Origin of the sequence: Pseudomonas sp. GZJR-8 (genome assembly GCF_002916705.1) — a bacterium.
GTDB lineage: Bacteria > Pseudomonadota > Gammaproteobacteria > Pseudomonadales > Pseudomonadaceae > Aquipseudomonas > Aquipseudomonas synxantha_A.
In genome coordinates this window covers 222,130-246,837 of the sequence record NZ_JXSI01000001.1, presented here as the reverse complement: position 1 = coordinate 246,837, position 24,708 = coordinate 222,130, and the positions used below count along the sequence as shown (strand labels likewise).

Annotated in this window: 30 protein-coding genes; 8 read left to right on the top strand and 22 right to left on the bottom strand. The window is 58.6% G+C overall.

Going from position 1 to position 24,708, the window contains the following annotated elements:
* Positions 1 to 4: 4 nt before the first annotated feature.
* The 20 genes from TK42_RS01015 to TK42_RS00925 all read right to left on the bottom strand — a co-directional run bounded on the left by TK42_RS01015 (position 5) and on the right by TK42_RS00925 (position 13,207).
* The gene (locus TK42_RS01015; RefSeq protein ID WP_005785416.1) at positions 5 to 496 is read right to left on the bottom strand and encodes a phage tail tube protein; all 492 of its coding nucleotides are present in this window, start codon (positions 494 to 496) and stop codon (positions 5 to 7) included.
* A gap of 92 nt (positions 497 to 588) precedes the next feature.
* Positions 589 to 786, bottom strand: coding sequence for a hypothetical protein (locus tag TK42_RS01010; protein ID WP_228391189.1), 198 nt, complete (start codon positions 784 to 786; stop codon positions 589 to 591).
* 62 nt (positions 787 to 848) lie between these two features.
* Complete coding sequence (locus TK42_RS01005) at positions 849 to 1,859, bottom strand: contractile injection system protein, VgrG/Pvc8 family (protein ID WP_103733419.1); 1,011 nt, start codon at positions 1,857 to 1,859, stop codon at positions 849 to 851.
* Positions 1,860 to 1,868: 9 nt separating this feature from the next.
* The gene (locus tag TK42_RS01000; protein ID WP_005785409.1) at positions 1,869 to 2,081 is read right to left on the bottom strand and encodes a tail protein X; all 213 of its coding nucleotides are present in this window, start codon (positions 2,079 to 2,081) and stop codon (positions 1,869 to 1,871) included.
* Positions 2,074 to 2,457 carry a phage tail protein gene (locus tag TK42_RS00995; protein WP_005785407.1) on the bottom strand — a complete coding sequence of 128 codons (384 nt, stop codon included), beginning with the start codon at positions 2,455 to 2,457 and terminating at the stop codon, positions 2,074 to 2,076. Before TK42_RS00995 ends, TK42_RS01000 begins: the two co-directional genes overlap by 8 nt.
* Positions 2,457 to 4,013, bottom strand: a complete 1,557-nt coding sequence (locus TK42_RS00990) for a tail tape measure protein (RefSeq protein ID WP_103733418.1) — start codon at positions 4,011 to 4,013, stop codon at positions 2,457 to 2,459. The genes TK42_RS00995 and TK42_RS00990 overlap by 1 nt, the downstream gene beginning before the upstream one ends.
* A gap of 127 nt (positions 4,014 to 4,140) precedes the next feature.
* Complete coding sequence (locus TK42_RS00985; protein ID WP_103733594.1) at positions 4,141 to 4,713, bottom strand: phage tail assembly protein; 573 nt, start codon at positions 4,711 to 4,713, stop codon at positions 4,141 to 4,143.
* A gap of 180 nt (positions 4,714 to 4,893) precedes the next feature.
* Positions 4,894 to 5,400 carry a phage major tail tube protein gene (locus TK42_RS00980; RefSeq protein WP_005785401.1) on the bottom strand — a complete coding sequence of 169 codons (507 nt, stop codon included), beginning with the start codon at positions 5,398 to 5,400 and terminating at the stop codon, positions 4,894 to 4,896.
* Positions 5,400 to 6,566 carry a tail protein gene (locus TK42_RS00975; protein ID WP_032877508.1) on the bottom strand — a complete coding sequence of 389 codons (1,167 nt, stop codon included), beginning with the start codon at positions 6,564 to 6,566 and terminating at the stop codon, positions 5,400 to 5,402. The genes TK42_RS00980 and TK42_RS00975 overlap by 1 nt, the downstream gene beginning before the upstream one ends.
* Before the next feature lie 2 nt (positions 6,567 to 6,568).
* The gene (locus TK42_RS26925) at positions 6,569 to 6,742 is read right to left on the bottom strand and encodes a hypothetical protein (RefSeq protein ID WP_003189022.1); all 174 of its coding nucleotides are present in this window, start codon (positions 6,740 to 6,742) and stop codon (positions 6,569 to 6,571) included.
* 90 nt (positions 6,743 to 6,832) lie between these two features.
* Complete coding sequence (locus tag TK42_RS00970) at positions 6,833 to 7,069, bottom strand: tail fiber assembly protein (RefSeq protein ID WP_005785396.1); 237 nt, start codon at positions 7,067 to 7,069, stop codon at positions 6,833 to 6,835.
* Between the two features lie 9 nt (positions 7,070 to 7,078).
* The gene (locus TK42_RS00965; protein WP_005785395.1) at positions 7,079 to 7,831 is read right to left on the bottom strand and encodes a hypothetical protein; all 753 of its coding nucleotides are present in this window, start codon (positions 7,829 to 7,831) and stop codon (positions 7,079 to 7,081) included.
* A 53-nt stretch (positions 7,832 to 7,884) separates the two neighbouring features.
* Complete coding sequence (locus TK42_RS00960) at positions 7,885 to 8,415, bottom strand: hypothetical protein (protein WP_103733417.1); 531 nt, start codon at positions 8,413 to 8,415, stop codon at positions 7,885 to 7,887.
* Positions 8,412 to 9,050, bottom strand: coding sequence for a phage tail protein I (locus tag TK42_RS00955; RefSeq protein ID WP_103733416.1), 639 nt, complete (start codon positions 9,048 to 9,050; stop codon positions 8,412 to 8,414). The genes TK42_RS00960 and TK42_RS00955 overlap by 4 nt, the downstream gene beginning before the upstream one ends.
* Complete coding sequence (locus TK42_RS00950; protein ID WP_103733415.1) at positions 9,047 to 10,042, bottom strand: baseplate J/gp47 family protein; 996 nt, start codon at positions 10,040 to 10,042, stop codon at positions 9,047 to 9,049. Before TK42_RS00950 ends, TK42_RS00955 begins: the two co-directional genes overlap by 4 nt.
* Positions 10,039 to 10,371: a phage baseplate protein gene (locus tag TK42_RS00945; protein ID WP_043048848.1), complete on the bottom strand. Its 333-nt coding sequence runs from the start codon at positions 10,369 to 10,371 to the stop codon at positions 10,039 to 10,041. The genes TK42_RS00950 and TK42_RS00945 overlap by 4 nt, the downstream gene beginning before the upstream one ends.
* 9 nt (positions 10,372 to 10,380) lie before the next feature.
* A complete protein-coding gene (locus TK42_RS00940; RefSeq protein WP_103733414.1) occupies positions 10,381 to 10,992 on the bottom strand; it encodes a phage baseplate assembly protein V in 612 nt (203 codons plus the stop codon).
* Between the two features lie 3 nt (positions 10,993 to 10,995).
* A complete protein-coding gene (locus tag TK42_RS00935; protein ID WP_078820417.1) occupies positions 10,996 to 11,511 on the bottom strand; it encodes a hypothetical protein in 516 nt (171 codons plus the stop codon).
* 23 nt (positions 11,512 to 11,534) lie between these two features.
* Positions 11,535 to 11,873: a phage holin family protein gene (locus TK42_RS00930; protein ID WP_005785384.1), complete on the bottom strand. Its 339-nt coding sequence runs from the start codon at positions 11,871 to 11,873 to the stop codon at positions 11,535 to 11,537.
* A 590-nt stretch (positions 11,874 to 12,463) separates the two neighbouring features.
* Positions 12,464 to 13,207, bottom strand: a complete 744-nt coding sequence (locus TK42_RS00925) for an XRE family transcriptional regulator (protein WP_177327421.1) — start codon at positions 13,205 to 13,207, stop codon at positions 12,464 to 12,466.
* 233 nt (positions 13,208 to 13,440) lie between these two features.
* Between TK42_RS00925 and TK42_RS00920 the strand changes: the two genes are divergently transcribed.
* The 4 genes from TK42_RS00920 (at position 13,441) to fdxA (ending at position 17,632) form a co-directional block, all read left to right on the top strand.
* Positions 13,441 to 13,929, top strand: a complete 489-nt coding sequence (locus tag TK42_RS00920; RefSeq protein WP_032877518.1) for a Panacea domain-containing protein — start codon at positions 13,441 to 13,443, stop codon at positions 13,927 to 13,929.
* Positions 13,922 to 14,293, top strand: coding sequence for a hypothetical protein (locus TK42_RS00915; RefSeq protein WP_032877520.1), 372 nt, complete (start codon positions 13,922 to 13,924; stop codon positions 14,291 to 14,293). The genes TK42_RS00920 and TK42_RS00915 overlap by 8 nt, the downstream gene beginning before the upstream one ends.
* Positions 14,294 to 14,574: 281 nt before the next feature.
* Positions 14,575 to 17,166 (top strand): DNA mismatch repair protein MutS, encoded by a 2,592-nt coding sequence (gene mutS, locus TK42_RS00910; protein WP_032877521.1) that lies wholly within the window; start codon positions 14,575 to 14,577, stop codon positions 17,164 to 17,166.
* A gap of 142 nt (positions 17,167 to 17,308) precedes the next feature.
* On the top strand, positions 17,309 to 17,632 hold the full coding sequence (fdxA, locus tag TK42_RS00905) for a ferredoxin FdxA (RefSeq protein WP_003208688.1): 324 nt from the start codon (positions 17,309 to 17,311) through the stop codon (positions 17,630 to 17,632).
* A 462-nt stretch (positions 17,633 to 18,094) separates the two neighbouring features.
* On the opposite strand, the gene apbC is transcribed toward fdxA, so the two are convergent.
* Complete coding sequence (gene apbC, locus TK42_RS00900) at positions 18,095 to 19,189, bottom strand: iron-sulfur cluster carrier protein ApbC (RefSeq protein WP_032877523.1); 1,095 nt, start codon at positions 19,187 to 19,189, stop codon at positions 18,095 to 18,097.
* Between the two features lie 172 nt (positions 19,190 to 19,361).
* On the opposite strand from apbC, the gene metG reads away from it, so the two are divergent.
* From metG to TK42_RS00880, 4 genes are all read left to right on the top strand, one after another.
* Positions 19,362 to 21,413: a methionine--tRNA ligase gene (metG, locus tag TK42_RS00895; RefSeq protein ID WP_103733413.1), complete on the top strand. Its 2,052-nt coding sequence runs from the start codon at positions 19,362 to 19,364 to the stop codon at positions 21,411 to 21,413.
* Positions 21,414 to 21,500: 87 nt separating this feature from the next.
* Positions 21,501 to 22,469: an electron transport complex subunit RsxB gene (gene rsxB, locus TK42_RS00890; RefSeq protein ID WP_032877526.1), complete on the top strand. Its 969-nt coding sequence runs from the start codon at positions 21,501 to 21,503 to the stop codon at positions 22,467 to 22,469.
* 58 nt (positions 22,470 to 22,527) lie between these two features.
* Positions 22,528 to 23,166 carry an endonuclease III gene (gene nth, locus TK42_RS00885; protein WP_032877527.1) on the top strand — a complete coding sequence of 213 codons (639 nt, stop codon included), beginning with the start codon at positions 22,528 to 22,530 and terminating at the stop codon, positions 23,164 to 23,166.
* Between the two features lie 107 nt (positions 23,167 to 23,273).
* Positions 23,274 to 23,453: a PA3496 family putative envelope integrity protein gene (locus TK42_RS00880; protein WP_005785279.1), complete on the top strand. Its 180-nt coding sequence runs from the start codon at positions 23,274 to 23,276 to the stop codon at positions 23,451 to 23,453.
* Positions 23,454 to 23,535: 82 nt separating this feature from the next.
* On the opposite strand, the gene TK42_RS00875 is transcribed toward TK42_RS00880, so the two are convergent.
* Positions 23,536 to 24,168, bottom strand: coding sequence for a response regulator transcription factor (locus TK42_RS00875; RefSeq protein ID WP_005785278.1), 633 nt, complete (start codon positions 24,166 to 24,168; stop codon positions 23,536 to 23,538).
* Positions 24,169 to 24,708 lie beyond the last annotated feature (540 nt).

Genomic DNA, 24,708 nt, shown 5'->3' with positions numbered 1-24,708 from the left:
TCTCTCAGACTTTCTTGATCCAGGCGCTGGCGCCGGTGCGTTGGATGGTGACGGTGGTGGTCACGACTGCGTTCAGTGCGAAGTTGAACGGGAAGTCCGAGACGTAGCCGTCGAATGTGAACCAGGTGCGGGTTGCCGGCAGCTCAAAGCCATCGCCCTTGGCGTTGACGGTTGGCAGCACGTCCTTGCCGTCGGACCAGCCCACCGCCCACTTCACGCCGGTATCGCCCTTGGCCTCGGAGAGCTGGTGCAGGCGGATATGGCTGGCGTTGGTCGGGTCGGCGTTCAGGCCCAGGCTCGCCGTGCCAGGGGTACGCAAACCTTTCTTGTAGCTGCGCTCTTCGGCATTGAGGCTGGTGTCTTCAATCTGCTCGGCCGGGGCACCGCCCGGTTCGAACGAAGTGGCGTGCTCGACTTCCAGCACGGTGTAGGGCCCGGTGCCGGAGACCGGCGGGACGAGGGCAAAAATCTGGGTACCTTGGGTAAGAATCGACATCGAATGTTCTCCATGAACAATAAAAAACCCGCGAAGGCGGGCTGTGGGGTGCAACGGCTGTGTTGCTGCGTGCAAGGCAGGTCGAGACGGGATCAGGGGGCCGGTTTGCCATCCAGATAAGGCGGCGCATTCGGGTCCGGCTCTCGGCTCTTGATCAGGTCGACCAACGCCTGGTTGCTCTGGGCCAACAGTCGAATGGCCGCGTTGAGCGCCACCTGGCCATCGGTCTGGGTTTGCAGGGCGGCGATCAAGCGGTTGATCGCGGCCAATTCTTCGTCGTTCATAGGCATCTTGGTTCCTGTATCGCTTCAGGTCGGTAATGGGGAGCTTCAACGGCGCGCAGTAGTGACGATCAAGACGCCAGTCCACTGGCCATGATCGAGCTGCGATATCCCGTCGCCGGGTCGCCAACGTGGGTCACTTGAGTAATCGACCAGCGCCCCTGCATATACGAAGGCCAGGTTTCATCCAGCACCAGCAAGCCTTCGGCAGCGAGCAAAGGGTTACCGGGGCAATCGATCTGCAGCTTCAAACCTTCACGGCCCACCCGGCGCAGTTCGCCTTCGGCCACGGCGCGGGCTTCGGCTTCGTTCTGGCAGCGCTGGCGCACGGTCTTGAACGGGGCAATCCCGACCTGGACCATGCGCTGCTTGCCAGCCCCGGAATCCCACCAGCTGACGCGGCTGCCCATGTACTTGGAGCGCGATTTTTCGTCGAGCTTGGCGGTGATAAAGGCCTGGTCTCCCGGGCGGTTGTCGTGTGTCACAGACAGCTTCACTTCGGGCAGCAACTGGCCGGTAAGGGACTTGGCCTGCCCCGCTTCGGCCAGCACGTAAAGCTCGTTAAACGGCTTGGTGACCGCGTTGTAACGCTTGGCCAGGCGGGTGATGAAGGCCATGTCGCTTTCGTTGGACTGGTCGATGTGCGCAATCGCAATGCCGTCCAGTGTCGGTGCCACTCGCGGTGAAAAACCATGGCGGCTGACCACTTGGCGAAACAATGCCCCCAAGGTAGTCGGCCCATGGCTGGCGGAGCGGCGCTGGCGATAGCCGCTTTTATCCGCCTCGCTGAAGGGCGCGGCGGTCGCCACGATCATCAGGCGCATCGGAAACAACACTGGGGTGCGTTGGGTGACAACAAACTCGCCTTTTTCCACCAAGCCGGTTTCCTGGTAACCGACGCGCAGGCCAATCTTGCCACTGAGGCTGGGCAAGCCCTCCAACCCTTCTATATTAAGGGTCAGTTCCAGGCGGTCAGTCTGGATACCCGCGGCGTCGGTGTGGCTCCAGTGCATCAGGCGTTGATTGAGCAGCGCCGCGTTGGCGCCGTAGAACTCTACGATCGGGGTAAATCCCTGTGCCATGCAGCCTCCTTAATCCCAGGCCAGAACGGGCCGTACAGCAGCCGGCCGGGCTTGCATCTCAGGCACGACCACCCATACGCCTGCCGGCAGTACCGGGCCGTATTCAGCCAGTTCAGGGTTCAAGCGCCAGAGGGTTTCTTCCGCCGCGTCATCGCAACGCCCCAGTTCGCGGTAGAGCAGCAGGTTGACCGAATCACCGGCAATACTTCGCACTCTACGCATTGACGTACTCCTCCAGCTCAAGGGTCCAGGTCATGACCATGGCAGTGCCGTCATCGATCACATTGCTTTGGGCTTCCACCACCGAATTGATCCGCCACAGGCCCCAGTTACGGCCGATACCGTCGACCAGCGGCAACGGCGCCCGCGCATTTTGCAGAGCGCGCAATTCGTCCAGGCGCTGCATGCCAACGGCGTACATGGCCGTGCCGCTGAAGGTGAGTTTTTCCAGCTTCTGGCCGCTCTGACGCGACTGCGGCTTGCTGGCAATAATCGCCAGGTCACTCCAGCCGCCGTCGCTGTTGCGGGCCAGTGTGGAATAGGCGAACCCTCGGGATAAGCCAAAAATAAAGTCGCCCAGCACCATTTGTTGTCGCATCAATCACCTCCTGAAGGATCGGCCAGTGCCGCGTTGCGCCGGATGCCCAGGGAATCGGTGACCATCGGCACGCATTGAAACTGCAGGGCCTGGATCACCTGATTGACCACTTGCTGGGCGTCCGCCGGATTAACGCCGGTGATCTGGATGCTCGGTGAGAGCGTGACCTGGACGTTGTCCGTTCGCGCGCTGTTGAGCTCTTTACTCAGCGCGTTCGGCGCAGGTAGACGATCGCCTGAACCGAACAACTTGTCCCCAAGCCAACTGCCGGCTTCGCTGCCGAGCAAGCCACCGATGGCGCCACCGACTGCGGTGCCAATGCCAGGGAAAACCAGCGTGCCGAGCGCGGCGCCGGCGGATGCTCCCGCCCAGGCGCCGCCAGCAGTGCTAAGGCCAGCACCGACGGCCTTGGCGTCGCCATTGCGTACGCCCTGGATCACATCCACGGCGGTGTCGACATACTTCAGCGGGCCAAGGCGGCGTACGGCGGACGATTCAAGCTTTGCGAGCGTCCCCGACAGTCCAGGGGCCAAAACCTTGGGCCCACCCTGTGCTGCGACTCGGTCTGCCGAAGCGGCTGCGTAAGAGGTCAATGAGTTGCCGGAAATACTGCGTGTAGTCTCGCTCACCCGTTTGCTGTCGAACGCTAGCTGCGGCTGGCCCATGATATTGACTGGCGGCGCAGCAGGGGCTGGCGTGACAGTAGGCTGCGATTTGAGATCCGTCCGCCTTCTGACCTCTGGGATTTTGACCTCGCGCGATTTTATTTGACGGGCCTTGTTACGCTTGCCGCGCGGCCTCCTGGGATTATCTTTGGGGCGTGCCTTCTCTTCTTTCCTGGCGGTCTCACCGACACTCTCTGGCAACTGTGCGGCAGCGCTATCAAGCGGGCCGCGAATCTGCGCAGGCACTGCTCCGGTGCAGCAACAGTCCTTGCCTTTTTCAGCGCCCTTGCCGTTATCGTCCTTGAGCCACTTGGCACCCTTCGGATACCTGGCAGCCACCGCATCAATCGCCTTGCCTGAAAGACGGTCTTTGGCTTTATCCCACAAACCGGTGAACACTTCCTTGCCGACGAACTTGACGGCATCCGTGGCCAGTTCAACACTTTTTTCCCCCCAGGACGGGGTAGCAGACGCAGGCTTGTCCTGCTTGCTTTCTGCGACTCCCGCGCGGACCTCTGCCGTCTTGGTTGCCAGCGAATTGGCGCTAATGAACAGCGTGCTGGTGAGCGTTTCCAGTGTTTCGCGCAACCGAATTTGCTCTTGGGCCAGAGCGTTGATGTCCACACTGACGGTGATCAGCGCCGAGGTCAGCTCCGGCAGCGGTTGCGGTTGCGGTTGGGGCTGGGGCTGGGGCTGGGGCTGGGGTTGCAGCTGGAGTTGCGGCTGCGGCTGCGGCAACAATAACGGCGACGATTGTGGCACCGATTCAAGGCTGACAGGCGCGGCGAGGTCTGCGGAAAACGGCGCCAGCACATTGCCCATTTCCGCATCGCCAAGCAGCCAACGCTTGTCCTCCTGAACGAGCCTGGTCCCAAATTGAGTCTCTTGCATCCCGCTTACTCCTGTTTAACGCCAAGGCGAGTGATCGCTATGTCGTAGCGGCGCAATGCTTTTCCGGCGTCCCAGTCGAGGATCTCCGCCTCATTGACCGAGTAGATCAGCGGCACCACATCGAGGATTACTTCGATGTCGCGCTGCGAAAGAAGTCCGCCGGTTGATTTAAAAAATCGTCGATACGCTCCTGCAGTTCCGTCCAGTCGGGCACGGTCAAGCCGGCCAGGTCAGGGATCATCAGGCCGGTGCAATGGGCGGTGATGAACTCGGCGCGCTCTTTGTTGGTGGCGAGTTTTTTCATCACCTTGGTGGCGCGCAGGGCGGGCATTTCCAGGGGCAGTTCGGTCAGGGTTCGGCCGGCTGCGTTCAGGGGCAATAGCAACTGGACGGGTTGGTCGTGGGGTGTCGCTTCATCCGCATTCAGGAAGAACGACGTCGGGCGCGTCGACATCTCGTGTACGTACTGGGCAATGCTCACGTAGTCAGGGCGCTTGAGCTGGTCGAGCTCTTTTTCCGACAGGCCAGTGGCGAGTTTCGCCAGTTCGAAAAACTGATCGTCCTCGTCATCACCGGCCCGGGCCAGCGCGTCTTTTTGCGCGGCGTAGAACAACGGTTTTAGCTGAACCTGCTGGATCGTCTCGCCGGTGTCGGCGGTGATCGGAGCCAGCAGGATGTGCAACGGTGGCATCCAGGCCATGGGGCAATTCCTTGTAGAGCGGTATTGAAAAGCACGGGAATCCCAATCTGAGCGCGGTCTCTGTGGGAGCTGGCTTGCCTGCGATAGCATCAACTCGGTGCTCCAGACGCACCGAGTCGCCTGCATCGCGGGCAAGCCCGGCTCCCACATTGACCGTGCCCGCTTCGATTGCAGTTATCCTTACGGCATCAGCACGGCGCGGCGCGCATCGCCCAGAATGTCGACGCCGTTGAGCACGAACTTCTGGGTGCGCACGTCGATGTCGATCACCGAAACGCCATTTTCCAGACGGTTGTAGGTACGGCAGGACAGTTCCAGCGTGGTGGTAGCCTTGTCGCCCATTTTCAGCTTCGCCTCCTCCAGGGATTTGAGCTTGCCGCCGACGGTGTGGTAGGTGAAGTAGGTCTTCCCGTCCTGGTCCTGGCCGGCTTCACGCACGTTCAGCAGGATGTCGTCGCCCATGCGCACGCCCAGGGCCAGCATGATTTCCGGACCGGCACCTTGCAGCACCAGCTTGGCATTGAGCACCTTGCCGCTCTTGGCCATTTCCTCGGCGATAAAGCGACCGCCGGACATGGGCTCCATGTCGAACTCGATCTTCGGCGGGGTGAACTCTTCCACGGTTGCGGACAACGGCAGGCCTTGAAGGGTGGCCGCAATGGCCTGTCTGACTCGGTTGGTAAACATTAGAGAACGTCCTCCAGGAACTGCTCGATGATTTCATCGCGGGCGTTGAGTTGATAAACCATGTGTTCGTTCGGCGCGTAGCGGCCGTAGTCGATAACGATGAACCAGGTGCCGTTCTTGTACTTCTCGACGCTGTTCAATTCCGGGTGCAGGTATACGCTGCCGCCAGGGATGGTCTCGTCGGCCACCAGGGTTTGCAGCCAGTCGTTGATGCGCTTGACCTCCTGGTCCATGAAGGACTTGGTGAGGTTCTTGGCCATGGCTTTCTGGCCGGCCTTGACCAGCTTGCGGCTGATAGCATCTTCCAGGCCGACGTAGCTGATGAACTTGCCGGTGATGGAGCGGTTACCCAGCAGCGAGAAACCGCCAAGGATGGTGCGGGCGTAGTAGCTCACGCCGTAGCGGTTGAGCAGGTCGCCTTCGGTGGAGGTATCGAGGATGTTGTACTCGACCACGCGGGAAACGTCTTCGGCGAAGGTCACCTGGTTGCCCGGGCTTTCCCACTGTTTGACCTTGGCCAGTGCGGCGATGGCCAACGAGGATGGCGACAGGAATACGTTTTTCTTCGCGGCCTTGGAGTACACCGACGGCATGTTGTGCACCAGCAGGCAACGGTCGAAACCGAGGTCAGCCCCGCCCAGCTCGCCACTGTAGGTCACTTGGTCGGCGACCGAAGCGTCTTTGCCATCCAGTACCACACGGGCCTTGATGCGCTTGCCGAAGGAGGCAAACTCACCGGCCACGGCCTTGGTGCCGGTAAAGCCTGGAGCGCCGATGATGGTCAGGTCTTCAGGCACGCTGCTCAGGGCCGCCAGGCCCAGCTTGCGGCCGGTGACCGGGTCGTTGCCGCCGATCACATTGTTGATCGTATCGGCCGGGGTGGCGCCTTCTTCGACGATGACCACATAGACCGGCACCTTGACCACTTTGAGGATCTGGTACACCGCCTGGAACAAGGTGCCCGACTCGGTGCCGGTAGGGTCCAGCAGCGCCTGGGTGGTGAAGCTGTTGATACGGAACGGGGCGTTTTTCGGGATCGATGCGTGGGCGTTGGGGGCAGTGCCGACCAAGCCAATCACGTTATCGCCAAGGCCACCCATGGCCTCGGGTGATTCGGTGGCATTCACAGTGATGCCGTTGTGCTCGAAGTTCAAAACCTCAGCCATGATTATTCAGCCTTCTTGGGGGTGGAGTTGAGGACGCTGGTCAGTTCCAGGCGGCCAGCGGTGCGCAGGGCGGATGCTTCGACGTCCAGCAGTTCCAGTTCTTCGCCGGCGGTAGACCAATGGCCGTTACCGATGGGGAATGGGATGAGGACGGTGTAGGTTTGGCGGGTGGGCATGGGTGAAAAATCTCCGGGTGGAAAATACAAAAGCCCCTGTTGAGGAGGGGCTTTGGGGAGGCGAAAAAAAACCGCTTTCGCGGTTATCAGTTATTTCAGGAAATCTGGTTTGGATGGCCAGAGCACTGCATCAGGGTTTTCTCCCTGATCTGGAATATCACGCAGTTTTTGACGATACTCAGCGAACAAGAGCTTATGGGTGTCGAGCATCGGATAGTCTGGCATTGCTGCATAATCACTCGCCGACAAGTCTTGATCCCTTGCCTTACGAATCATTTCCCACTTGATAATCGGATGAAGTTCAGCAGGTATAAATAGTGGTTTCATATTCTCTCCTCAGCCTAGGGCCAACATCGTTCCCCAATCACCTGGGTTGGTTACAACGCCTGTGCATGCCCCTGCGAGCATCACCTCAACAACGCCAGTTGACGAGGTGCGCATCGGGTGCAGATGGTAATAAGTTCCAAACAACTCTGTAGGAGAAATAACACTGGAGCACCAGCGCCATTTGCCTTTTTCAACGCCATTACTCCATGCTCCAGACACGTTCCCCTCCAAAAGACGTACGAAGGCACCAACGGTAAGGTAGGAGTTCTGCGGTACTGCACCAGAGCCATTCGCGAGCGCCATATCGACAGTGTAAGGGAACGCGAGCCAAGGACTAGCGTCTGACACCGACCACTTCATTTGCCACAGATGTACCAACGTGCGCCAATAGTCGCTGGCCCTGATTTCAAAATTTGGATATTGCTCACGCACATCTGCCTGCACCTGAAGCAAGAAATCCACATCAGCTTGCGGGCGTCCGGCCGCTTGAGAGGCAGTGGTGATAGTTCGCAGCTTAGTCGGCGTCACTTCAGCGTGAATCCCCCAATTTTCAATCAGTGTTCCATCGGCATTCGGGGACAAATTGAAGTTCTTGGTGACCGCCAATCTTGGGAGTCTATTTTTCAACTCCGACAATTGAGCGTCGTACGCCTGGCGGGCATCGACTATCGCCTTGTCAATTTCTCCGACTTTTCCGGTAATGACGTTAGTCAAGTTATTTGCCGCGCTTACAACGGCAGCAAGTTGCTGTTCGGTACTCAAATGAATGCTCCTAAACGCCTGGATAGCGTCATGTAAAATAAATTGAAAACGCTCTATTTTCTTTCGACTTCCATCACTCGAAATAGAACCCCTACACCGCGTGCCATATTGTCTATGCTCGCAGCTGATAAGGCCGCAATTTCATCAGTCAATAGCACATTCAAATTGTCGCTACCCACCACAATCGTCACGCTATCCGTCGGCAACGGCGAAACATCCAACGTAAACTTCTGCAGCACCCGAGCCGCCGCTGCTTTATATGTCAGCAACTTCCCCGCCACGGAATACACCGCCAGCAAAGTCCCGCTTGCGAGGTAAAAACCGAACTCGCCAATCTCATACTCGCCGTCGCCATCAAACAGCGCGGCCATCCTGAGTTGGCGCTCGCCCAGGTCTTCGTAATCGACGATGGCCACCCGTTGGCGCTCGTCACGCAAGGCCACTTCCGTGCCGTCGGGGTTGTAGCGGCTGGTGCCGGCGCCGATGTGGGTAATTTCGCCTTTGAGGCCCTGGTTCTTTGCCTGCAGCACTTCATCCAAACCTTTGGAAGTGAAGCGCACCAGGCGCGTGATTTCATCTGTCATGGCTGCGCCCTGAGGTCGTAGTCGTTAATGGTGTAGTGCTGGGCAACCCCGGCACTGTTAAGCCGAGCAACCAGCGCCAATTCCGGCAACGCGCCGTTTAGATAAAACTCGCCGTCGCTTAAAGGGGCGTCGAGCACTTGCGTGAATGCAAGCTGACCTTCGGTTTCATGCACGATGGTGATCGTCGCCTGATCGCGCTCACTTTTGGCCGCATTGATACGCCGGATCAGCCGGTTGTGATCGCCGCTGGACCAACTGCGCCCGATGATCGCCTGTACGTCGAAGGTGTAAGGCACACCCAAGGGGCGCTGCTGATACCAGGCGCTGATGTTGGGAGTGAAGCCCAATGACTCCACCGCATGACTCAGCGCCTTGGGCGTACCGGCCTGGCGCTGGATTTGCCAGGACAAGGCCACGGTCAGGCGCTTTTCCGCCTCGCTGGCCTCGGCATCCCATTCGCTGACGCCGCGGTCGGCGGCCAGGTACGGGAGGAATTCGCTGGGGGTTTGAAGTGGGTTCATCAGCGCTGGAAACGGCGGCGTGACGCGCTCAAGCAATGTGCCGAAGCCCAGGTCCAGGGCCTTTTCCAGCGGTGAACTGTTGGCCGGCAACAGACTCGCGTTGGGTTCACTCATAGCGTGCGCACCTCCACCTCGACACCCGTGCAATACGGGGCCTGGAACGCGGTGCTGACAATCGGCGCCAGCGGTTCCAGGATCTGCAGTTGCGTAGCACCGGCGCTGTGGATGGCGTAGTCGATCCAGCTGGGGTCGACCCGCCCTTCCAGCCGATGGCAGGACTCTGCGTAGTCTTGCAGCAGTTTCTGCGCCGCCACTTGGGTCAGCCCCGAGTCCGGGCCGGCGTTGATCTTGGCCACCACGCGAATTTTGTAGGGTTGAATTTGAGCACCCTGGACGGTGACAAGATCGGTTTCCGGCCTTACATCCGGCCGTGCGAAATGTCGACGTACACCGTCAAGCAAGTCCGCAGACGGCGTGCCGTCGCCCTCGCGGGAAAGCACAGTGACCATGACTTCACCCGGTGCGGTGCGTCGGGCGTTGCCATCCTTGACCTGGGCTGCATAGCCACCCGGATCGAAGGTGTAGATGACGCTCACCACTCCCGGCGTCGCGCTTTGCACTTTCACCGCCGGGCGCTCGCCAAGGGTGAACACTTCGCGGCGATACTGCATCCGCGAGCCGGCCGCCGGAGCATGGGGCGCCAGGTAGTAACGCAGGCGAGCGTCGTCGTCGCTTTCCAGGGTGGGCGGCACGGGCGGGAACGCCGCCGGGTCGCCAGAGTCGAGCACTTGGCGCTCCAGGCCCATATCGGCCAGGCGCGCATCCAGGTTGCTGCCGGTGGCCCACCACGCCAGCATCTGCTTGATGCGGGCGTTGTATTTGCGCTCGTGGGTTTGCAGACGCACGCAAAACGCTTCCAGGGCCAGGGTCAGCAGTTCGCTTTCATTGTCGAGACTGACTTTGAGTTTGGCCGCGCTTTGCGGAGCTCGGCTGTCAACGTAGTCGATGACAAACGCCTTGAACTCGGCGAGCAACGGTTCGAACTCATCCACCTTGATAATGGTCGGTTCCGCCAGTTGGTTCTGGCCGGGGATCAACATGCTCATGTCACGACCTCGAAGGATTGTTGGCGGTTTTTCCAGGTGCCGGCAAACCGCAGTAACAGGCCGGCGCCTTGGCGGGTGGCGACGATGACCTGGGGGTCAAAATCGTCGATGCCGTTGTGGGTGTTGTAGAACGCCTGGGCGGCATGGCTCTGGGCGAGAATCAGCAGGTCGTCGCCGAGGTTTTGCCCGAGCAGCTGCGGGATCAGCGAGCCATACAACGGACGCTTTTGCCGGGTGCCCACGGGGGTGGTCAGCGCTCGGGTGGCGCGCTGCACAAATTGCAGCCAGTCATCGACGGCTGCGCCGGTGTTCCTCTCGATTCCGAGCATGGGATGTCCTTATCGGGGGCTGATGACGCGTCCTTGATGGTCCACCACCGGGCCGCTGAAGTGCGCGCCGCCGGCATCCAGCAACAGGCTGGTGTCGCCGATTTGCAAAGTGATGCTCTGGGCATTCATGGTCAGGCTGGCAGCGCCGACTTTAATGTCGACCTGTTCACGGGAGCCGCTGACGATGGTTGGGCCGTTGACCCAGTTGAAGGTATGGCTGGCGTCGTCGTAGTCGCTTTGGGTGCCGTCTTGATGGCGACGCCTGGTCAGCGTCGCAACGCTGGAGACCGGCGGAAAGCGATCACTGTTGAGGCCGAACAGCGCCACTGACTGCATGCCGCCCTCCCCGCCACCGTAGTTAAGCAACAGGCATTGCTCGCCCACCGTTGGAATGCGGGTTTCCGTTTGCGCACCGGCGCTGGGGTTGAAAAAACGGATCGCCGGGGTCAGCAAATCACCGTGGCTGACCTTGCAAGTGTTGCTGGCCGCATCGACCTGCTGGCAAATGCCAATCCGGCAGAAGCTTTCAGCGCGGCGGTAAAGGTCTTCGAGTTGGGTCTCCATCTCTGCCAGGCGTTCGACGATCGGTCCCAATTGCATGCGTAACAGCGCGTCGAACATGGGCTACTCCGCCAGTGGTTTGTATTGGGCTGGGTCGTCGATGTTGGAGACGTCCCAGGTGCAGGCAAACAGCGGCTGGCCTGTAGGATCTTCAAGTAACGGCGGCCCCAGATAGAGGGTTTGAGTGAAGGAAACCGTCCAGGTGTCGTAGTCCGCGTCAAGGGTGCTGCGCACAGCCGGAGCGGCGACGATATTTGCGGGCAAATCGCACTGTGCCTGGGGCAGGTCCCAACGGTTATCCAGCACAAGGTCCATGAGTTGGCTGGCCAGGTCGCAGGCATCGAACGGCAATGCCCCGGGGGCGACCATGGCCCTGAGTGAAATGCTCAGCACGTGAGCCTTGCGCCCTTCGCGAGAGCGAATGCCCGGGCCATTGCCTTCGACTGTGACCTGCACACCGGTTTTTTCAGTGTCGCCCTGGAAGTCCTGATGACTGCCGACCTTGAGGTCCGGGAAGGCTGCATGCAGCGCAGCGCCCACGGCCTGGGGCAGTTGGGATGGCTTTTCGATAAGCGTCATTTTATGTAGCGTCCTTGCAACGATTACTGCGGGTCCTGGCGGGAGCCTTGGTTGATCCCGATGCGCTTGGCCGCCCACCGCTCATAAAGGCCGATAGCCACGTCGGCACCGGCCATGGCGGTCAGGCAACCAATGGCGCCGGCGGTCCAGATCGACATCCCCGCTGCGTAGCACAGCATCAGAGCCGAAACCCCGCAGACCATGCACGCCCCGGAACGCAGGGCCAGGCGTCGGATCAGCGACCAACCGCGAGCCCCTTCCTTATCGGCGCGCCACATCTCGCCGGATACGCCACCGATCACGGCCAATACGATGACCAGCCAGATAGGCATTTCCGCTAACGCTTGCTGTTCATTTGTCATGTCACGCCTCCTGGCTGAGCATTTAATAATCCATATTTCATTTACAGATGCTTCGATAGGTAGGCATTCCAAAAAGCCCGGTTGCCCGGGCTTTTCAGTAATGCTGTCCTCGGACTTTCGGCGCTACTGGCGCGGTACGGTCCTTTCCTCGATGTTTTTCCGACCACGATCCCTGTCTGCCGGATAACTGCTTCTGGTGCTTTACGCTGCACACCCGGGTCAGTTGCCAACCCTCTGAACCGTCAAGGCCGGCTCATCGCTGCCTGTTTTTGAAGCGTTGAAACTAAAGAGCGTCGGCATCCTTGCCGGTGTTGCCTGGCATCCCTGCCATCGCTTCGATGGCGTCCTTGCCGATGTTGCGTGCCTTCCTTGTCTTCCTTGGCAGCATCCTTGCCACCTCCACCAGGCCTTGTTGGCTGGCTTGAGATGGAGAATATGCATGTATGCATATACAGTCAATGCATCAATGCATTTATTTTTGCTATGGAAATGCACAAATGCATTTAAGGCCTTGCCAGCATGGGGTTTGCCGGTTTTTTCGGGGCGAAAAAAAACCCGCTCATGGGCGGGTTTCGTCTTACGCGAGGGGGTTAGCGGGCGTACATGCCCCACCAGAAAACATGACCGAGGATGCTGATCTGCTCATCCTGGATATCCTGGAAGCTGTAGTCCTCATCCGGATGCTCATCACGGTTGAAACTGCGCAGGCGAATCCCGGAAGGCAGGCGGTAGAGCTGTTTAACTCGCAGCTGGCCGTTGTGATTGATGGCATACAGATCACCATCGACGATATCGCCAATGCCGCTTTTACCGGCGTTCACGCCAACCGTGGCGCCGTCGCGCAGTACCGGCAACATGCTGTTGCCGCGTACCGTCACGCACTTGGCCTGGTCGAACTGCACGCCGTTATGCCGCAGACTGCGCTTGCCGAACCGCAAGCTGGCCTTCTCGCTTTCCTCGATGACGAATCTTCCTGATCCAGCAGCCAATTCAACCTCGCGCAGAAAGGGGATCGACACCTCGTCATCATTGACGGGGGTGTCGTCGTCCCACAGGCTTATGTCCTTGAGTTCCGAATGCATCGGGTCGCGCCCGTCATCGCGCAAGGCTCCAACCGCAGCGCGCCCGCGCAGTTGGTCGGTGCTCACGCGAAAATACTCGGCGATACGGGAGATGTGTTTATCCGACGGATCAACGATCTTGCCGCTGAGGATTCGGGACAGTGTGGATTGAGGCACGCCGGTGCGTCGGTGAAGCTCCGTGGGGGAGATCCGGTCGCGGTCCAGCAGCTCTCTTAAGACGATAGAAACATTGCGTTTTTGCATAACGCGGATAGTGACGGGAGTTTTTGAGGTTGGCAAATGCTAATTTGCATATTTATGCATTAAACATCCAATTGTGTTTAGCCTGAAACAAAATACTGTATATCCAAACAGTTAAATCCTCACTATTATTCCAAGCGCCTGAGGTAAGACGCGGCAAATGAACAGCCTCCCTTGCTTATCGACAATTCAGGGGCTATGTATAAAACTCGTCAATCACCTAGCCAGCAACGACGGAGGTGCTCATGGCTTATTCAGCGCTAGCTGTTGCTAACGCCTTCATTGAACGCGCGAAGGAAGGCAAGGTTTCGGGCCTGACCCCGATGAAGCTGCAGAAACTGCTGTTCTATACACAGTCCTGGCATTTGCGCGAGCGAGACCAGCCCCTGATGGATGACCACTTCGCCCGCTGGCAATATGGCCCGGTCATTCCGTCGCTTTACCATGAGCTGAAATCCTACGGTAATCGCCCGGTGACCTCGCTGCTCAGCAACCTGAAGCCCGACGCCGAAGACATTGTCTTCGTTACACCGAGGGTTCCGGAGAGCGATACCTATACCCATCGTTTGATTGACCGGATCATTAACAAATACGGCAAATGGTCCGGCACCCAACTGTCCAACCTGTCCCACGAGGACGGCACAGCCTGGGCCCTCAAGGGCGCCGACGGCTCCGCCATAGACTGGGAAGACATGGCAGCACTCATTCACCCAAAGAGCCGTATCCGTGAGTGAAGAACTCGACAACCTGGAACTCACCCTGCCCCCCGTGGCAGGGCCTGACCAGGACTCCCAGGCCGGTGGCGAGCAAGCCATAGGCACCGACGATGAAAGAAGCCAGAACCTCAAAGACCAGAAAGCCGAGCGGCAACTGCGCAAGAAGTATGCGGGGCGTGCGTTTTGGTTTGCTGCCTGCGGCGTGATCTTCTGGGCGGTCCTGCTGGTGTGGAATGGCTGGTCGACGTATTACTCGGGTAAAGCGCCGTTCTCGGACAATGTATTGATTGCCATCACTACGGCGACTTCAATCAACTTGTTTGCGGCGTTTCTTGGGGTGATCAGAGGGTTATTTCCGGCCAGTGGGCGTAGATCCAAATAGCTTGGTCGTATTCACGATCTGCATCCTGCATTGAGATATGAAAAGTCAGCTCATCATCTTCCAGGCACTGACCGGATTGTTTAACGCTGCTGCAATGCCTGATTAAACCGCTAACCTGTGGCGAGGGAGCTTCTTGAGGCGACGCCGCTTTCGCGTTTTACCTGGCCGTTTGCGACCTGCGAAGGGCCGACCTCGCGTGTTAACCTTGCCTCCATCGCAAAAAATGCTGGGCCAAGCGCCCCCTTTGCCCCATCACTTTCAACGAATTTGCCTACTACCCAATGAGTAAAAACACTTCAGACCTGTCCTCCCACACCCCGATGATGCAGCAGTACTGGCGCCTGAAAAACCAGCACCCTGATCAGTTGATGTTCTATCGCATGGGCGACTTCTACGAGATCTTCTACGAAGACGCGAAGAAGGCCGCCAAGCTGCTGGACATTACCCTGACCGCGCGCGGGCAGTCGGCGGGGCAGTCGATTCCGATGTGTGGCATTCCTTATCACTCGTTGGAAGGCTACCTGGTCAAGCTGGTGAAGCTGGGCGAATCGGTGGTGATCTGTGAGCAGATCGGCGACCCGGCTACCAGTAAAGGGCCGGTGGAACGTCAAGTGGTGCGCATTATTACGCCGGGTACGGTGAGTGATGAAGCGTTGCTGGATGAGCGTCGCGATAACCTGATCGCTGCGGTGTTGGGCGATGAGCGTCTGTTCGGCCTGTCGGTGCTGGATATCACCAGCGGCAACTTCAGCGTGCTGGAGATCAAGGGCTGGGAGAACCTGCTGGCGGAGCTGGAGCGTATCAACCCGGTGGAGTTGTTGATCCCGGATGATTGGCCCAAGGACTTACCGGCGGAGAAACGTCGTGGGACCAAGCGTCGTGCGCCGTGGGATTTCGAGCGTGATTCGGCGCTGAAAAGTCTGTGCCAGCAGTTCTCGGTGCAGGACCTTAAAGGCTTTGGCTGTGAAACGCTGACCCTGGCCATCGGCGCTGCTGGCTGCCTGCTCAGCTACGCGAAGGAAACCCAGCGCACCGCCCTGCCCCACTTGCGCAGCCTGCGTCATGAACGCCTGGACGATACCGTGGTGCTCGATGGCGCCAGCCGTCGCAACCTGGAATTGGATACTAACCTGGCCGGCGGGCGCGATAACACCCTGCAATCGGTGGTCGACCGCTGCCAGACCGCGATGGGCAGTCGCTTGCTGACTCGTTGGCTGAACCGTCCGCTGCGGGACTTGACCGTGCTGCAAGCGCGTCAAACCTCTATTACCTGCCTGCTCGATGGCTATCGCTTTGAAAAGCTGCAGCCGCAACTCAAAGAAATCGGTGATATCGAGCGTATCCTGGCGCGGATCGGCCTGCGCAATGCACGACCCCGCGACCTGGCGCGCCTTCGTGATGCCTTGAGCGCCCTGCCGCAGTTGCAACTGGCAATGACTGAGTTGGATACGCCTCACTTGCAACAGCTGGCGGTGACTGCCGGCACTTACCCGGACCTCGCGGCGCTGCTGGAAAAAGCCATCATCGACAACCCGCCCGCGATCATCCGTGATGGCGGCGTGTTGAAAACCGGCTACGACAGCGAGCTGGATGAGCTGCAGTCCCTGAGCGAAAACGCCGGCCAGTTCCTGATCGACCTGGAAGCCCGCGAAAAAGCCCGCACCGGTCTGGCTAACCTGAAGGTGGGCTACAACCGCGTGCATGGCTACTTTATTGAGTTGCCGAGCAAGCAAGCGGAGTCGGCGCCTATCGATTATCAACGCCGCCAGACGCTCAAGGGTGCCGAGCGTTTTATCACCCCAGAGCTCAAGGAGTTCGAAGACAAGGCGCTGTCAGCCAAAAGCCGCGCCCTGGCCCGGGAAAAGATGCTTTACGAAGCCTTGCTCGAGGATTTGATCAGCCGTTTGGCGCCATTGCAGGACACTGCGGCCGCCCTGGCGGAGCTGGATGTACTGAGCAACCTCGCCGAACGAGCGCTGAACCTTGACCTGAACTGCCCACGGTTTGTCAGCGAGCCATGCATGCGCATTGTGCAAGGTCGCCACCCGGTGGTGGAGCAGGTATTGACCACGCCGTTCGTCGCCAACGACCTGTCGCTGGACGACGATACCCGCATGTTGGTGATCACCGGTCCGAACATGGGTGGTAAATCCACCTATATGCGCCAGACCGCGTTGATTGTGTTGTTGGCCCATATCGGCAGTTTTGTGCCGGCGGCCAGTTGCGAGCTGTCCCTGGTGGACCGCATCTTCACGCGGATCGGCTCCAGTGATGACCTGGCGGGTGGCCGTTCGACCTTTATGGTGGAAATGAGCGAGACCGCCAACATCCTGCACAACGCTACCGAGCGCAGTCTCGTGCTGATGGACGAAGTGGGTCGCGGCACCAGCACCTTCGACGGCCTGTCCCTGGCTTGGGCGGCGGCCGAACGCCTGGCGCATTTGCGCGCTTATACACTGTTTGCCACGCACTACTTCGAACTCACGGTGTTGCCGGAAAGCGAGCCACTGGTGGCCAACGTGCATCTCAATGCCACCGAGCACAATGAGCGCATCGTGTTCCTGCACCATGTGCTGCCAGGGCCGGCGAGCCAGAGCTATGGCTTGGCCGTAGCACAGTTGGCCGGCGTGCCGAATGACGTGATTACTCGCGCCCGCGAACACCTCAGCCGCCTGGAAACCACAGCCCTGCCCCATGAAACCGTGGTCGCCAGCCCTGCCAAGGCCAGCAAGAAACCCGCCGCGCCGCACCAGAGCGATATGTTCGCCAGCCTGCCCCATCCGGTGCTGGATGAGTTGGCAAAGCTTGATCTGGATGACTTGACGCCGCGTAAAGCGCTCGAAATGTTATATGCACTGAAGACTCGGATATAACGCAGACGCTTGCAAGCTGATAGAATCTCGCGCGGTTTGGGATGCTGCGGGCTTTTAGCCTGGTCCGCAGACTATCGCTCTCAAACCTCGCGAACCCCACCACAAGGGGTTTCGCTGCCGCCGCCTGAGGAGAAAATTAGAAATGACCTTCGTCGTCACCGACAACTGCATCAAGTGCAAGTACACCGACTGCGTAGAAGTGTGTCCGGTGGACTGCTTCTACGAAGGCCCGAACTTCCTGGTTATTCACCCGGATGAGTGCATCGACTGCGCCCTGTGTGAACCAGAATGCCCGGCCGTCGCGATTTTCTCCGAGGACGAAGTGCCTGCGGAGATGCAGGAGTTTATTCAGCTGAACGTCGAGTTGGCGGAAATCTGGCCGAATATCACCGAGCGCAAAGACCCGATGCCCGATGCAGCGGAGTGGGATGGCAAAAAAGGTAAGATTGCAGACCTCGAACGCTGATAGCGTCGCCGCCCCCAAAAGGCCCCTTGCGGGCCTTTTTGCGTTTCTGATGGAAGCGTTTTTACTTTTCTACAGGCGAAAAAAGGGGCGGTATGACCCGCCCACATTTTTTCCCTAGTCCCTGTATTCCTTTTCATCATCCTGATGAATCGCATCCTGCGACGTTCCTTCAAACCATCGTTCCTTGATGGCTGTGTCAATCCGTGGACACAGGGCTGATGTTAGAGGGTTCGAAGATAAGTTCAACGCGACCCGGTTCGATCGACTGGCACGCTCTGACACCTAAACACAGATAAATAAGTCTTGTTTTTCAATGAGATGAAAAAAGTCTCAAAAAAATCGAGACGTCCATGCACGATAAAAAAACCGATCGCTTACGCAAAGGTAAGCAAATGCTTACACGCACAATTGCGGAAAAGGGCAATAAGCCTCATTGCCCCCACCGCTTACTGTTGAAAGGCATCAGTCGTCACTGACAGTAATGGTCGGCATCGCCGGCGCAGCAGCTTCCTGCAAGACAATTCTCGCGCCGACATGCCGGGCCAGTTCCTGGTAGATCATCGCGACCTGCCCGTCCGGTTCGGACGCCACGGTTGGTTTGCCGCCATCTGCCTGTTCACGAATGCCCATCGCCAGCGGCAACGAAGCGAGCAGCTCGACACCGTATTGGGTCGCGAGCTTTTCGCCCCCACCTTCACCGAACAGATGCTCGGCGTGACCACAGTTGGAGCAGATGTGCACCGCCATGTTTTCCACGACGCCGAGCACCGGGATATTGACCTTGCGGAACATCTCGACGCCTTTCCTGGCGTCCAGCAGCGCGAGGTCCTGAGGCGTGGTGACGATCACCGCACCGGCCACCGGCACTTTTTGCGCCAGGGTCAGCTGGATGTCGCCGGTGCCTGGCGGCATGTCGATCACCAGGTAATCGAGGTCGCCCCAGGCGGTCTGTGTGACCAATTGCAGCAACGCCCCGGAAACCATCGGCCCGCGCCAGACCATCGGCGTGTTGTCATCGGTAAGAAAGGCCATGGACATCACTTCCACACCGAGCGACTCGATGGGTACAAACCATTTCTGATCCTTGACCTTCGGCCGCGTGCCTTCGGCGATGCCGAACATCACGCCTTGGCTTGGGCCGTAGATATCGGCGTCGAGAATCCCCACCCGCGCGCCTTCGCGGGCCAGGGCCAGGGCCAGGTTGGCCGCGGTGGTGGATTTGCCCACGCCACCCTTGCCGGAGGCCACCGCCACCACGTTCTTGACGTTGGCCAGGCCCGGGATCTGCGCCTGGGCCTTGTGCGGGGCGATCACGCATTGGATATCGACCTTGGCCGAACCCACGCCGTCGATGCCCTCAATGGCCATTTGGAGCATCTGCGCCCAGCCGCGTTTGAACAAGCCTGCGGCATAGCCCAGTTGCATCTGTACCGACACCTGGTCGCCCTGGACCTCGATGCTGCGCACACAACCGGCACTGACCGGGTCCTGGTTCAAATAAGGGTCGGTGTACTGGCGAAGAACGGCTTCCACCGCTGCGCGATTGACGGCGCTCATGGGCTACTCCCGAAAAAAGACTGACTGAAACAGGCGGCTATCCTAACCGTTCCGGCGGTTGAACGGCACGCTTTCGAGGTTCCGGAAGATTCTGAAACAGCGTCACGGGGTGAAATAAATTTCCCGGCGCTTTATAGTGGCCGACCTCCGTTTCATCAAGTAGCCGAGCCCCATGTCCGAGCCACGCAAGATCCTCGTCACCAGCGCCCTGCCCTATGCCAATGGTTCCATCCATCTTGGCCATATGCTTGAGTACATCCAGACCGATATGTGGGTGCGCTTCCAGAAGCATCGCGGCAATCAATGCATTTATGTCTGCGCGGACGACGCCCACGGTTCGGCCATCATGTTGCGCGCCGAAAAGGAAGGTATCACCCCGGAACAACTGATCGCCAACGTGCAGGCTGAACACAGCGCCGACTTTGCCGAGTTCCTGGTGGACTTCGACAACTTCCATTCGACCCACTCCGACGAAAACCGCGAGTTGTCGAGCCAGATCTACCTGCGGTTGAAGGAAGCCGGGCACATCGACCAACGTTCGGTGACCCAGTATTTCGACCCGGAAAAGAAGATGTTCCTGGCCGACCGCTTCATCAAGGGCACCTGCCCCAAATGCGGCACCGAAGACCAGTACGGCGACAACTGCGAAAAATGCGGCGCGACCTACGCACCGACCGACCTGAAGGATCCCAAGTCGGCGATCTCCGGTGCCACTCCGGTGCTCAAGGACTCGCAGCACTTCTTCTTCAAGCTCCCGGATTTCCAGCAAATGCTGCAAACCTGGACGCGCAGCGGTACCTTGCAGGACGCCGTGGCCAACAAACTCTCCGAATGGCTCGACAGTGGCCTGCAGCAGTGGGACATCTCCCGCGACGCGCCATACTTCGGCTTCGAGATCCCGGGCGAGCCGGGCAAGTACTTCTATGTATGGCTGGACGCGCCGATCGGCTACATGGCCAGCTTCAAGAACCTGTGCGACCGCACCCCGGAGCTGGACTTCGACGCGTTCTGGGGCAAGGACTCCACTGCCGAGCTGTACCACTTCATCGGCAAGGACATCGTCAACTTCCACGCGCTGTTCTGGCCGGCGATGCTTGAAGGCTCGGGCTACCGCAAGCCGACCGGCATTGCCGTGCACGGCTACCTGACGGTGAACGGGCAGAAAATGTCCAAGTCCCGTGGCACCTTTATCAAGGCGCGCACCTACCTGGACCACCTGTCGCCTGAATACCTGCGCTACTACTACGCATCCAAGCTGGGCCGGGGTGTCGACGACCTGGACCTGAACCTGGAAGACTTCGTACAGAAGGTCAACTCGGATCTGGTGGGTAAAGTCGTCAACATCGCCAGCCGTTGCGCCGGTTTTATCCACAAGGGCAACGCCGGTGTACTGGTAGCCGAGAACGCCGCACCGGAACTGACCGACGCCTTCCTGGCCGCCGCACCAAGCATCGCCGACGCCTATGAGGCCCGCGACTTCGCCCGCGCCATGCGCGAAATCATGAGCCTGGCCGACCGTGCCAACGCCTGGATCGCCGACAAAGCCCCGTGGTCGCTGAACAAGCAGGAAGGCAAGGAAGCTGAGGTTCAGGCTATCTGCGCCACCGGCGTCAATCTGTTCCGCCAGTTGGTGATCTTCCTCAAGCCGGTGCTGCCATTGCTGGCCGCCGATGCCGAGGCGTTCCTGAATGTGGCGCCGCTGACCTGGAACGATCACGCCACCTTGCTCGGTAATCATCAGTTGAACGCGTTCAAGCCCTTGATGACCCGCATTGACCCGGTGAAAGTCCAGGCCATGACCGATGCTTCGAAGGAAGACCTGGTCGCCAGCCAGACCGATACCGGCCAATCTGCGCCTGCGGGCAATGGCGAACTGGCCAAGGACCCGATTTCTCCGGAAATCGATTTCGACGCCTTTGCCGCCGTGGACCTGCGCGTAGCACTGATTATCAAGGCCGAAGCCGTGGAGGGTGCCGACAAGTTGCTGCGCCTGACATTGGATATCGGTGACGAACAGCGCAACGTGTTCTCCGGGATCAAGAGCGCTTACCCGGACCCGTCCAAGCTCGATGGGCGCCTGACCATGATGATCGCCAACCTCAAGCCACGGAAAATGAAGTTTGGCATTTCCGAAGGCATGGTGATGGCGGCGGGCCCTGGCGGCGAAGAAATCTACCTGCTGAGCCCCGACAGCGGCGCCAAGCCGGGCCAACGCATCAAGTAATTCCTGCAAAATGCCCCGCTGTTGCCACGGCGGGGCTTTTCAGCTTGCCCACCTCCCTGGGCCGGGCGTCAACGCTATGATCACAGCATGAACCTCATTCAACGTATCGACGCGCTGCTGCCGCAGACTCAATGCGGCAAGTGCGGGCACCCGGGTTGCAAGCCTTATGCAGAAGGCATCGCCAGGGGCGAGGCCATCAACAAGTGCCCGCCCGGTGGGCAGGAAACTATCGCCGGGCTTGCGCAACTGCTACACCTGCCAGTGCTGGACCTGGACACCAGCCGCGGGGAAGCGCCCGCGCAGATTGCCTATATCCGTGAGGCCGAATGCATCGGTTGTACCAAATGCATCCAGGCTTGCCCGGTGGACGCCATTGTGGGCGCCGCCAAGCTGATGCACACCGTGATTACCGACGAGTGCACCGGTTGCGACCTCTGTGTCGCCCCCTGCCCCGTCGACTGTATCGAGATGCGTGCGCTCGCTGACGTACTGCCTATCGTGGGCGGCTTGGCAGGCACCGATGACGAGCGGCGTGAACGCGACCTCAAACGTGATCGGGCGCGACGGCGTTTCGAACAACGCAACGCCCGCCTGCAACGTGAGGAAGCCTGCAAGCTCGCCGAACGCCTGACACGGGCCAAACGCGCAGCTGCGGTGGAAACGACACAGGTCAATAATCATCAGGCCGCTCAGGACGCCGCGATCAAGCAGGCCAAAATCAGCGTCACCATGAGTCGCGCTCAATTGCACAAATCGTTGAAGGCGTTTGGGCATCCCCCTACCTTTGAGCAACAGTCGCAATTGATTATGCTGCAACGGCAGTTCGAGGCTTGCGAACAGGCGCTTGCCGCGCTGGAGGCCAACAGTGCGCCGCCGACAACGCCCCCCAAGAGCGCCGACCTCAAGCGTGCAAAAATCCAACTGGCCATGCGCCGAGCCGAGTTGAAAAAGGCCCAGGCCGAGCAGGCTGGCGAGCAGCAACTGGCAGCCTTGAGCGCTGCGTTGAACGCCGCCGAGCAGACGCTGCAGGATGCCGAGGCCAACACCGACGCCTGAACCTGCGCTTTGCATTGCTAACATCACGTCGACCGCCAGCAAGGAAACGTCCGCCCCTATGAATGCCGCAAAACGCCTGGAAATCTTCCGCAGGTTTCATGAAGACAATCCGGAACCGAAAACCGAACTGGCCTACTCCTCCCCTTTCGAATTACTGATTGCGGTGATCCTGTCAGCCCAATCCACGGACGTCGGTGTCAACAAGGCCACGGCGAAGCTGTATCCCGTGGCCAATACCCCGGCCGCGATTTACGCCCTGGGTGTGGAAGGTTTGTCCGAGTACATCAAGACCATCGGCCTGTATAACAGCAAGGCCAAGAATGTGATCGAAACGTGCCGCCTGCTGGTAGAGCTGCATGGTGGTGAAGTCCCGAAAACGCGCGAAGCCCTGGAAGCCTTGCCAGGGGTGGGCCGCAAAACGGCCAACGTGGTACTCAATACCGCATTCCGGCAGTTGACCATGGCTGTGGATACGCACATCTTCCGGGTCAGTAACCGAACCGGCATTGCGCGGGGCAAAAATGTGGTCGAGGTGGAAAAGCAACTGATGAAGTTCGTGCCCAAGCCGTATTTGCTCGACTCCCATCATTGGCTGATCCTGCATGGGCGCTACGTTTGCCAGGCTCGCAAGCCCCGCTGCGGCAGCTGTCGCATCGAAGATCTGTGTGAATACAAGGACAAGACGTCCGACGATTGAGCGACCATTGATTTTTTTGATCAGTCGATTGAAAAAATCTTTTTTACCCGTTCGCAGATTATCGCTATAAGGAGCCCCAATGGCAGTCTTAGCCCGGAGTTAATCTTATGAGCGCTGGCAAAGAACAACTGGAAGTGGAAGACGACCTCGCTGAGTCGGATGAGGACGCGGTAGAGACACCTGTAGAGGTAGCCAAGACCAATTTGAGCAAACGTCGCACTATCGACAATCTTCTGGAAGAGCGACGCTTGCAAAAACAGCTGGCCGATTACGACTTCGATCTGTGATCGATGCGTGAACGACCGGAAGCCTCCCTGACGGAGGCTTTTTTCTGCCGGATACACGGGTTTTGAGCGGTGCAACGTCCTCCTACACCAAGCCGTTGCGCTGGGCCAACTCGATCAGGTCCACAAGGGAGCGGGCATTGAGCTTGAGTAGCAGGCGAGTCTTGTAGGTACTGACGGTTTTGTTACTGAGGAACATGCCGTCGGCAATCTCCTTGTTGGTTTTGCCACGTGCCAGTTGCTGCAGCACCATCATCTCTCGCCCCGACAAGCGTTCAACCATTTCAGCTTCGCTGGCGTTGCCCATGGTTGAACGCACTGAATTGAGCGCCTGGTTCGGGAAGTAGCTGTAGCCGGAGAGCACCGCCTTGATGGCGCTCAACAACTCGGTAAGATCCTGCTGCTTGCAGACATAGCCGGCCGCCCCTGCCTGCATGCAGCGCATGGAAAAATGGCCAGGGGCCTGGGACGTCAGCACCAGCACCTTGAACGATATGGCTTGCTTGGTTGAAGCCAACCGGCAAATCACCTCCAGGCCGTCGAGCTTGGGGATTCCGATATCCAGTATCACAATATCCGGCATGTGTTCCCGTGCAAGTTGCAACGCATCGACACCGTTATCGGTCTCGGCAACGACCTCATAACCATGACGCTCCATTAGCATGCGCACAGCAAGACGAATGACGGGATGATCATCCACGATCAGCACTTTATTCATGAGAAAGTCCAATTTCGCTGTTCGAATTATTTAGAGCAAACACAATAGCCTAGTCGATTACTAGTTGGCATAGCATTCCACCCCGAGCAACGGCAGGGAGAGACCCAACCCACAGGAAGATAGGAATTAGCCTACAAAAAATCGCAAACTTAGATGTATAGGGCTTTATGGATGCTTTCAGACTTTTCTCGACGCGCACATATTTTGAGTGAAATGTCCTTGGCATAAGCCTATGAAGGTAAACGCACCGCACAAGACTTTCAGGAAATACCCCTTGCCTGGAGCCTGGCTGCACGCAGAACGACAAGGAAAGCCCGTCTGTATTAGTTCCATTTAACATATTTATAGATTTCCATAATTCCTACAGAAAATTCAACGAATAACCTCGCTATTGCAGTTACATGAGTGAATTTTCTGTCAGACATAGTTCCTCAGCAGATGTAAAAAATCATTCAGCGTTAAAAACAAAACGCAAAAAAGTAAAACAACCAGTAAAGTTTCAGAAAAAACACACTCAAGCACCCGCTAAACACTGATAAA

What these genes read in the sequence shown, in the direction of transcription:
- TK42_RS01015 (WP_005785416.1), bottom strand. Translation starts at nt 496, where the DNA reads ATGTCGATTCTTACCCAAGGTACCCAGATTTTTGCCCTCGTCCCGCCG.
- TK42_RS01010 (WP_228391189.1), bottom strand. Translation starts at nt 786, where the DNA reads ATGCCTATGAACGACGAAGAATTGGCCGCGATCAACCGCTTGATCGCC.
- TK42_RS01005 (WP_103733419.1), bottom strand. Translation starts at nt 1,859, where the DNA reads ATGGCACAGGGATTTACCCCGATCGTAGAGTTCTACGGCGCCAACGCG.
- TK42_RS01000 (WP_005785409.1), bottom strand. Translation starts at nt 2,081, where the DNA reads ATGCGTAGAGTGCGAAGTATTGCCGGTGATTCGGTCAACCTGCTGCTC.
- TK42_RS00995 (WP_005785407.1), bottom strand. Translation starts at nt 2,457, where the DNA reads ATGCGACAACAAATGGTGCTGGGCGACTTTATTTTTGGCTTATCCCGA.
- TK42_RS00990 (WP_103733418.1), bottom strand. Translation starts at nt 4,013, where the DNA reads ATGCAAGAGACTCAATTTGGGACCAGGCTCGTTCAGGAGGACAAGCGT.
- TK42_RS00985 (WP_103733594.1), bottom strand. Translation starts at nt 4,713, where the DNA reads ATGGCCTGGATGCCACCGTTGCACATCCTGCTGGCTCCGATCACCGCC.
- TK42_RS00980 (WP_005785401.1), bottom strand. Translation starts at nt 5,400, where the DNA reads ATGTTTACCAACCGAGTCAGACAGGCCATTGCGGCCACCCTTCAAGGC.
- TK42_RS00975 (WP_032877508.1), bottom strand. Translation starts at nt 6,566, where the DNA reads ATGGCTGAGGTTTTGAACTTCGAGCACAACGGCATCACTGTGAATGCC.
- TK42_RS26925 (WP_003189022.1), bottom strand. Translation starts at nt 6,742, where the DNA reads ATGCCCACCCGCCAAACCTACACCGTCCTCATCCCATTCCCCATCGGT.
- TK42_RS00970 (WP_005785396.1), bottom strand. Translation starts at nt 7,069, where the DNA reads ATGAAACCACTATTTATACCTGCTGAACTTCATCCGATTATCAAGTGG.
- TK42_RS00960 (WP_103733417.1), bottom strand. Translation starts at nt 8,415, where the DNA reads ATGACAGATGAAATCACGCGCCTGGTGCGCTTCACTTCCAAAGGTTTG.
- TK42_RS00955 (WP_103733416.1), bottom strand. Translation starts at nt 9,050, where the DNA reads ATGAGTGAACCCAACGCGAGTCTGTTGCCGGCCAACAGTTCACCGCTG.
- TK42_RS00950 (WP_103733415.1), bottom strand. Translation starts at nt 10,042, where the DNA reads ATGAGCATGTTGATCCCCGGCCAGAACCAACTGGCGGAACCGACCATT.
- TK42_RS00945 (WP_043048848.1), bottom strand. Translation starts at nt 10,371, where the DNA reads ATGCTCGGAATCGAGAGGAACACCGGCGCAGCCGTCGATGACTGGCTG.
- TK42_RS00940 (WP_103733414.1), bottom strand. Translation starts at nt 10,992, where the DNA reads ATGTTCGACGCGCTGTTACGCATGCAATTGGGACCGATCGTCGAACGC.
- TK42_RS00935 (WP_078820417.1), bottom strand. Translation starts at nt 11,511, where the DNA reads ATGACGCTTATCGAAAAGCCATCCCAACTGCCCCAGGCCGTGGGCGCT.
- TK42_RS00930 (WP_005785384.1), bottom strand. Translation starts at nt 11,873, where the DNA reads ATGACAAATGAACAGCAAGCGTTAGCGGAAATGCCTATCTGGCTGGTC.
- TK42_RS00920 (WP_032877518.1), top strand. Translation starts at nt 13,441, where the DNA reads ATGGCTTATTCAGCGCTAGCTGTTGCTAACGCCTTCATTGAACGCGCG.
- mutS (WP_032877521.1), top strand. Translation starts at nt 14,575, where the DNA reads ATGAGTAAAAACACTTCAGACCTGTCCTCCCACACCCCGATGATGCAG.
- fdxA (WP_003208688.1), top strand. Translation starts at nt 17,309, where the DNA reads ATGACCTTCGTCGTCACCGACAACTGCATCAAGTGCAAGTACACCGAC.
- apbC (WP_032877523.1), bottom strand. Translation starts at nt 19,189, where the DNA reads ATGAGCGCCGTCAATCGCGCAGCGGTGGAAGCCGTTCTTCGCCAGTAC.
- metG (WP_103733413.1), top strand. Translation starts at nt 19,362, where the DNA reads ATGTCCGAGCCACGCAAGATCCTCGTCACCAGCGCCCTGCCCTATGCC.
- rsxB (WP_032877526.1), top strand. Translation starts at nt 21,501, where the DNA reads ATGAACCTCATTCAACGTATCGACGCGCTGCTGCCGCAGACTCAATGC.
- nth (WP_032877527.1), top strand. Translation starts at nt 22,528, where the DNA reads ATGAATGCCGCAAAACGCCTGGAAATCTTCCGCAGGTTTCATGAAGAC.
- TK42_RS00880 (WP_005785279.1), top strand. Translation starts at nt 23,274, where the DNA reads ATGAGCGCTGGCAAAGAACAACTGGAAGTGGAAGACGACCTCGCTGAG.
- TK42_RS00875 (WP_005785278.1), bottom strand. Translation starts at nt 24,168, where the DNA reads ATGAATAAAGTGCTGATCGTGGATGATCATCCCGTCATTCGTCTTGCT.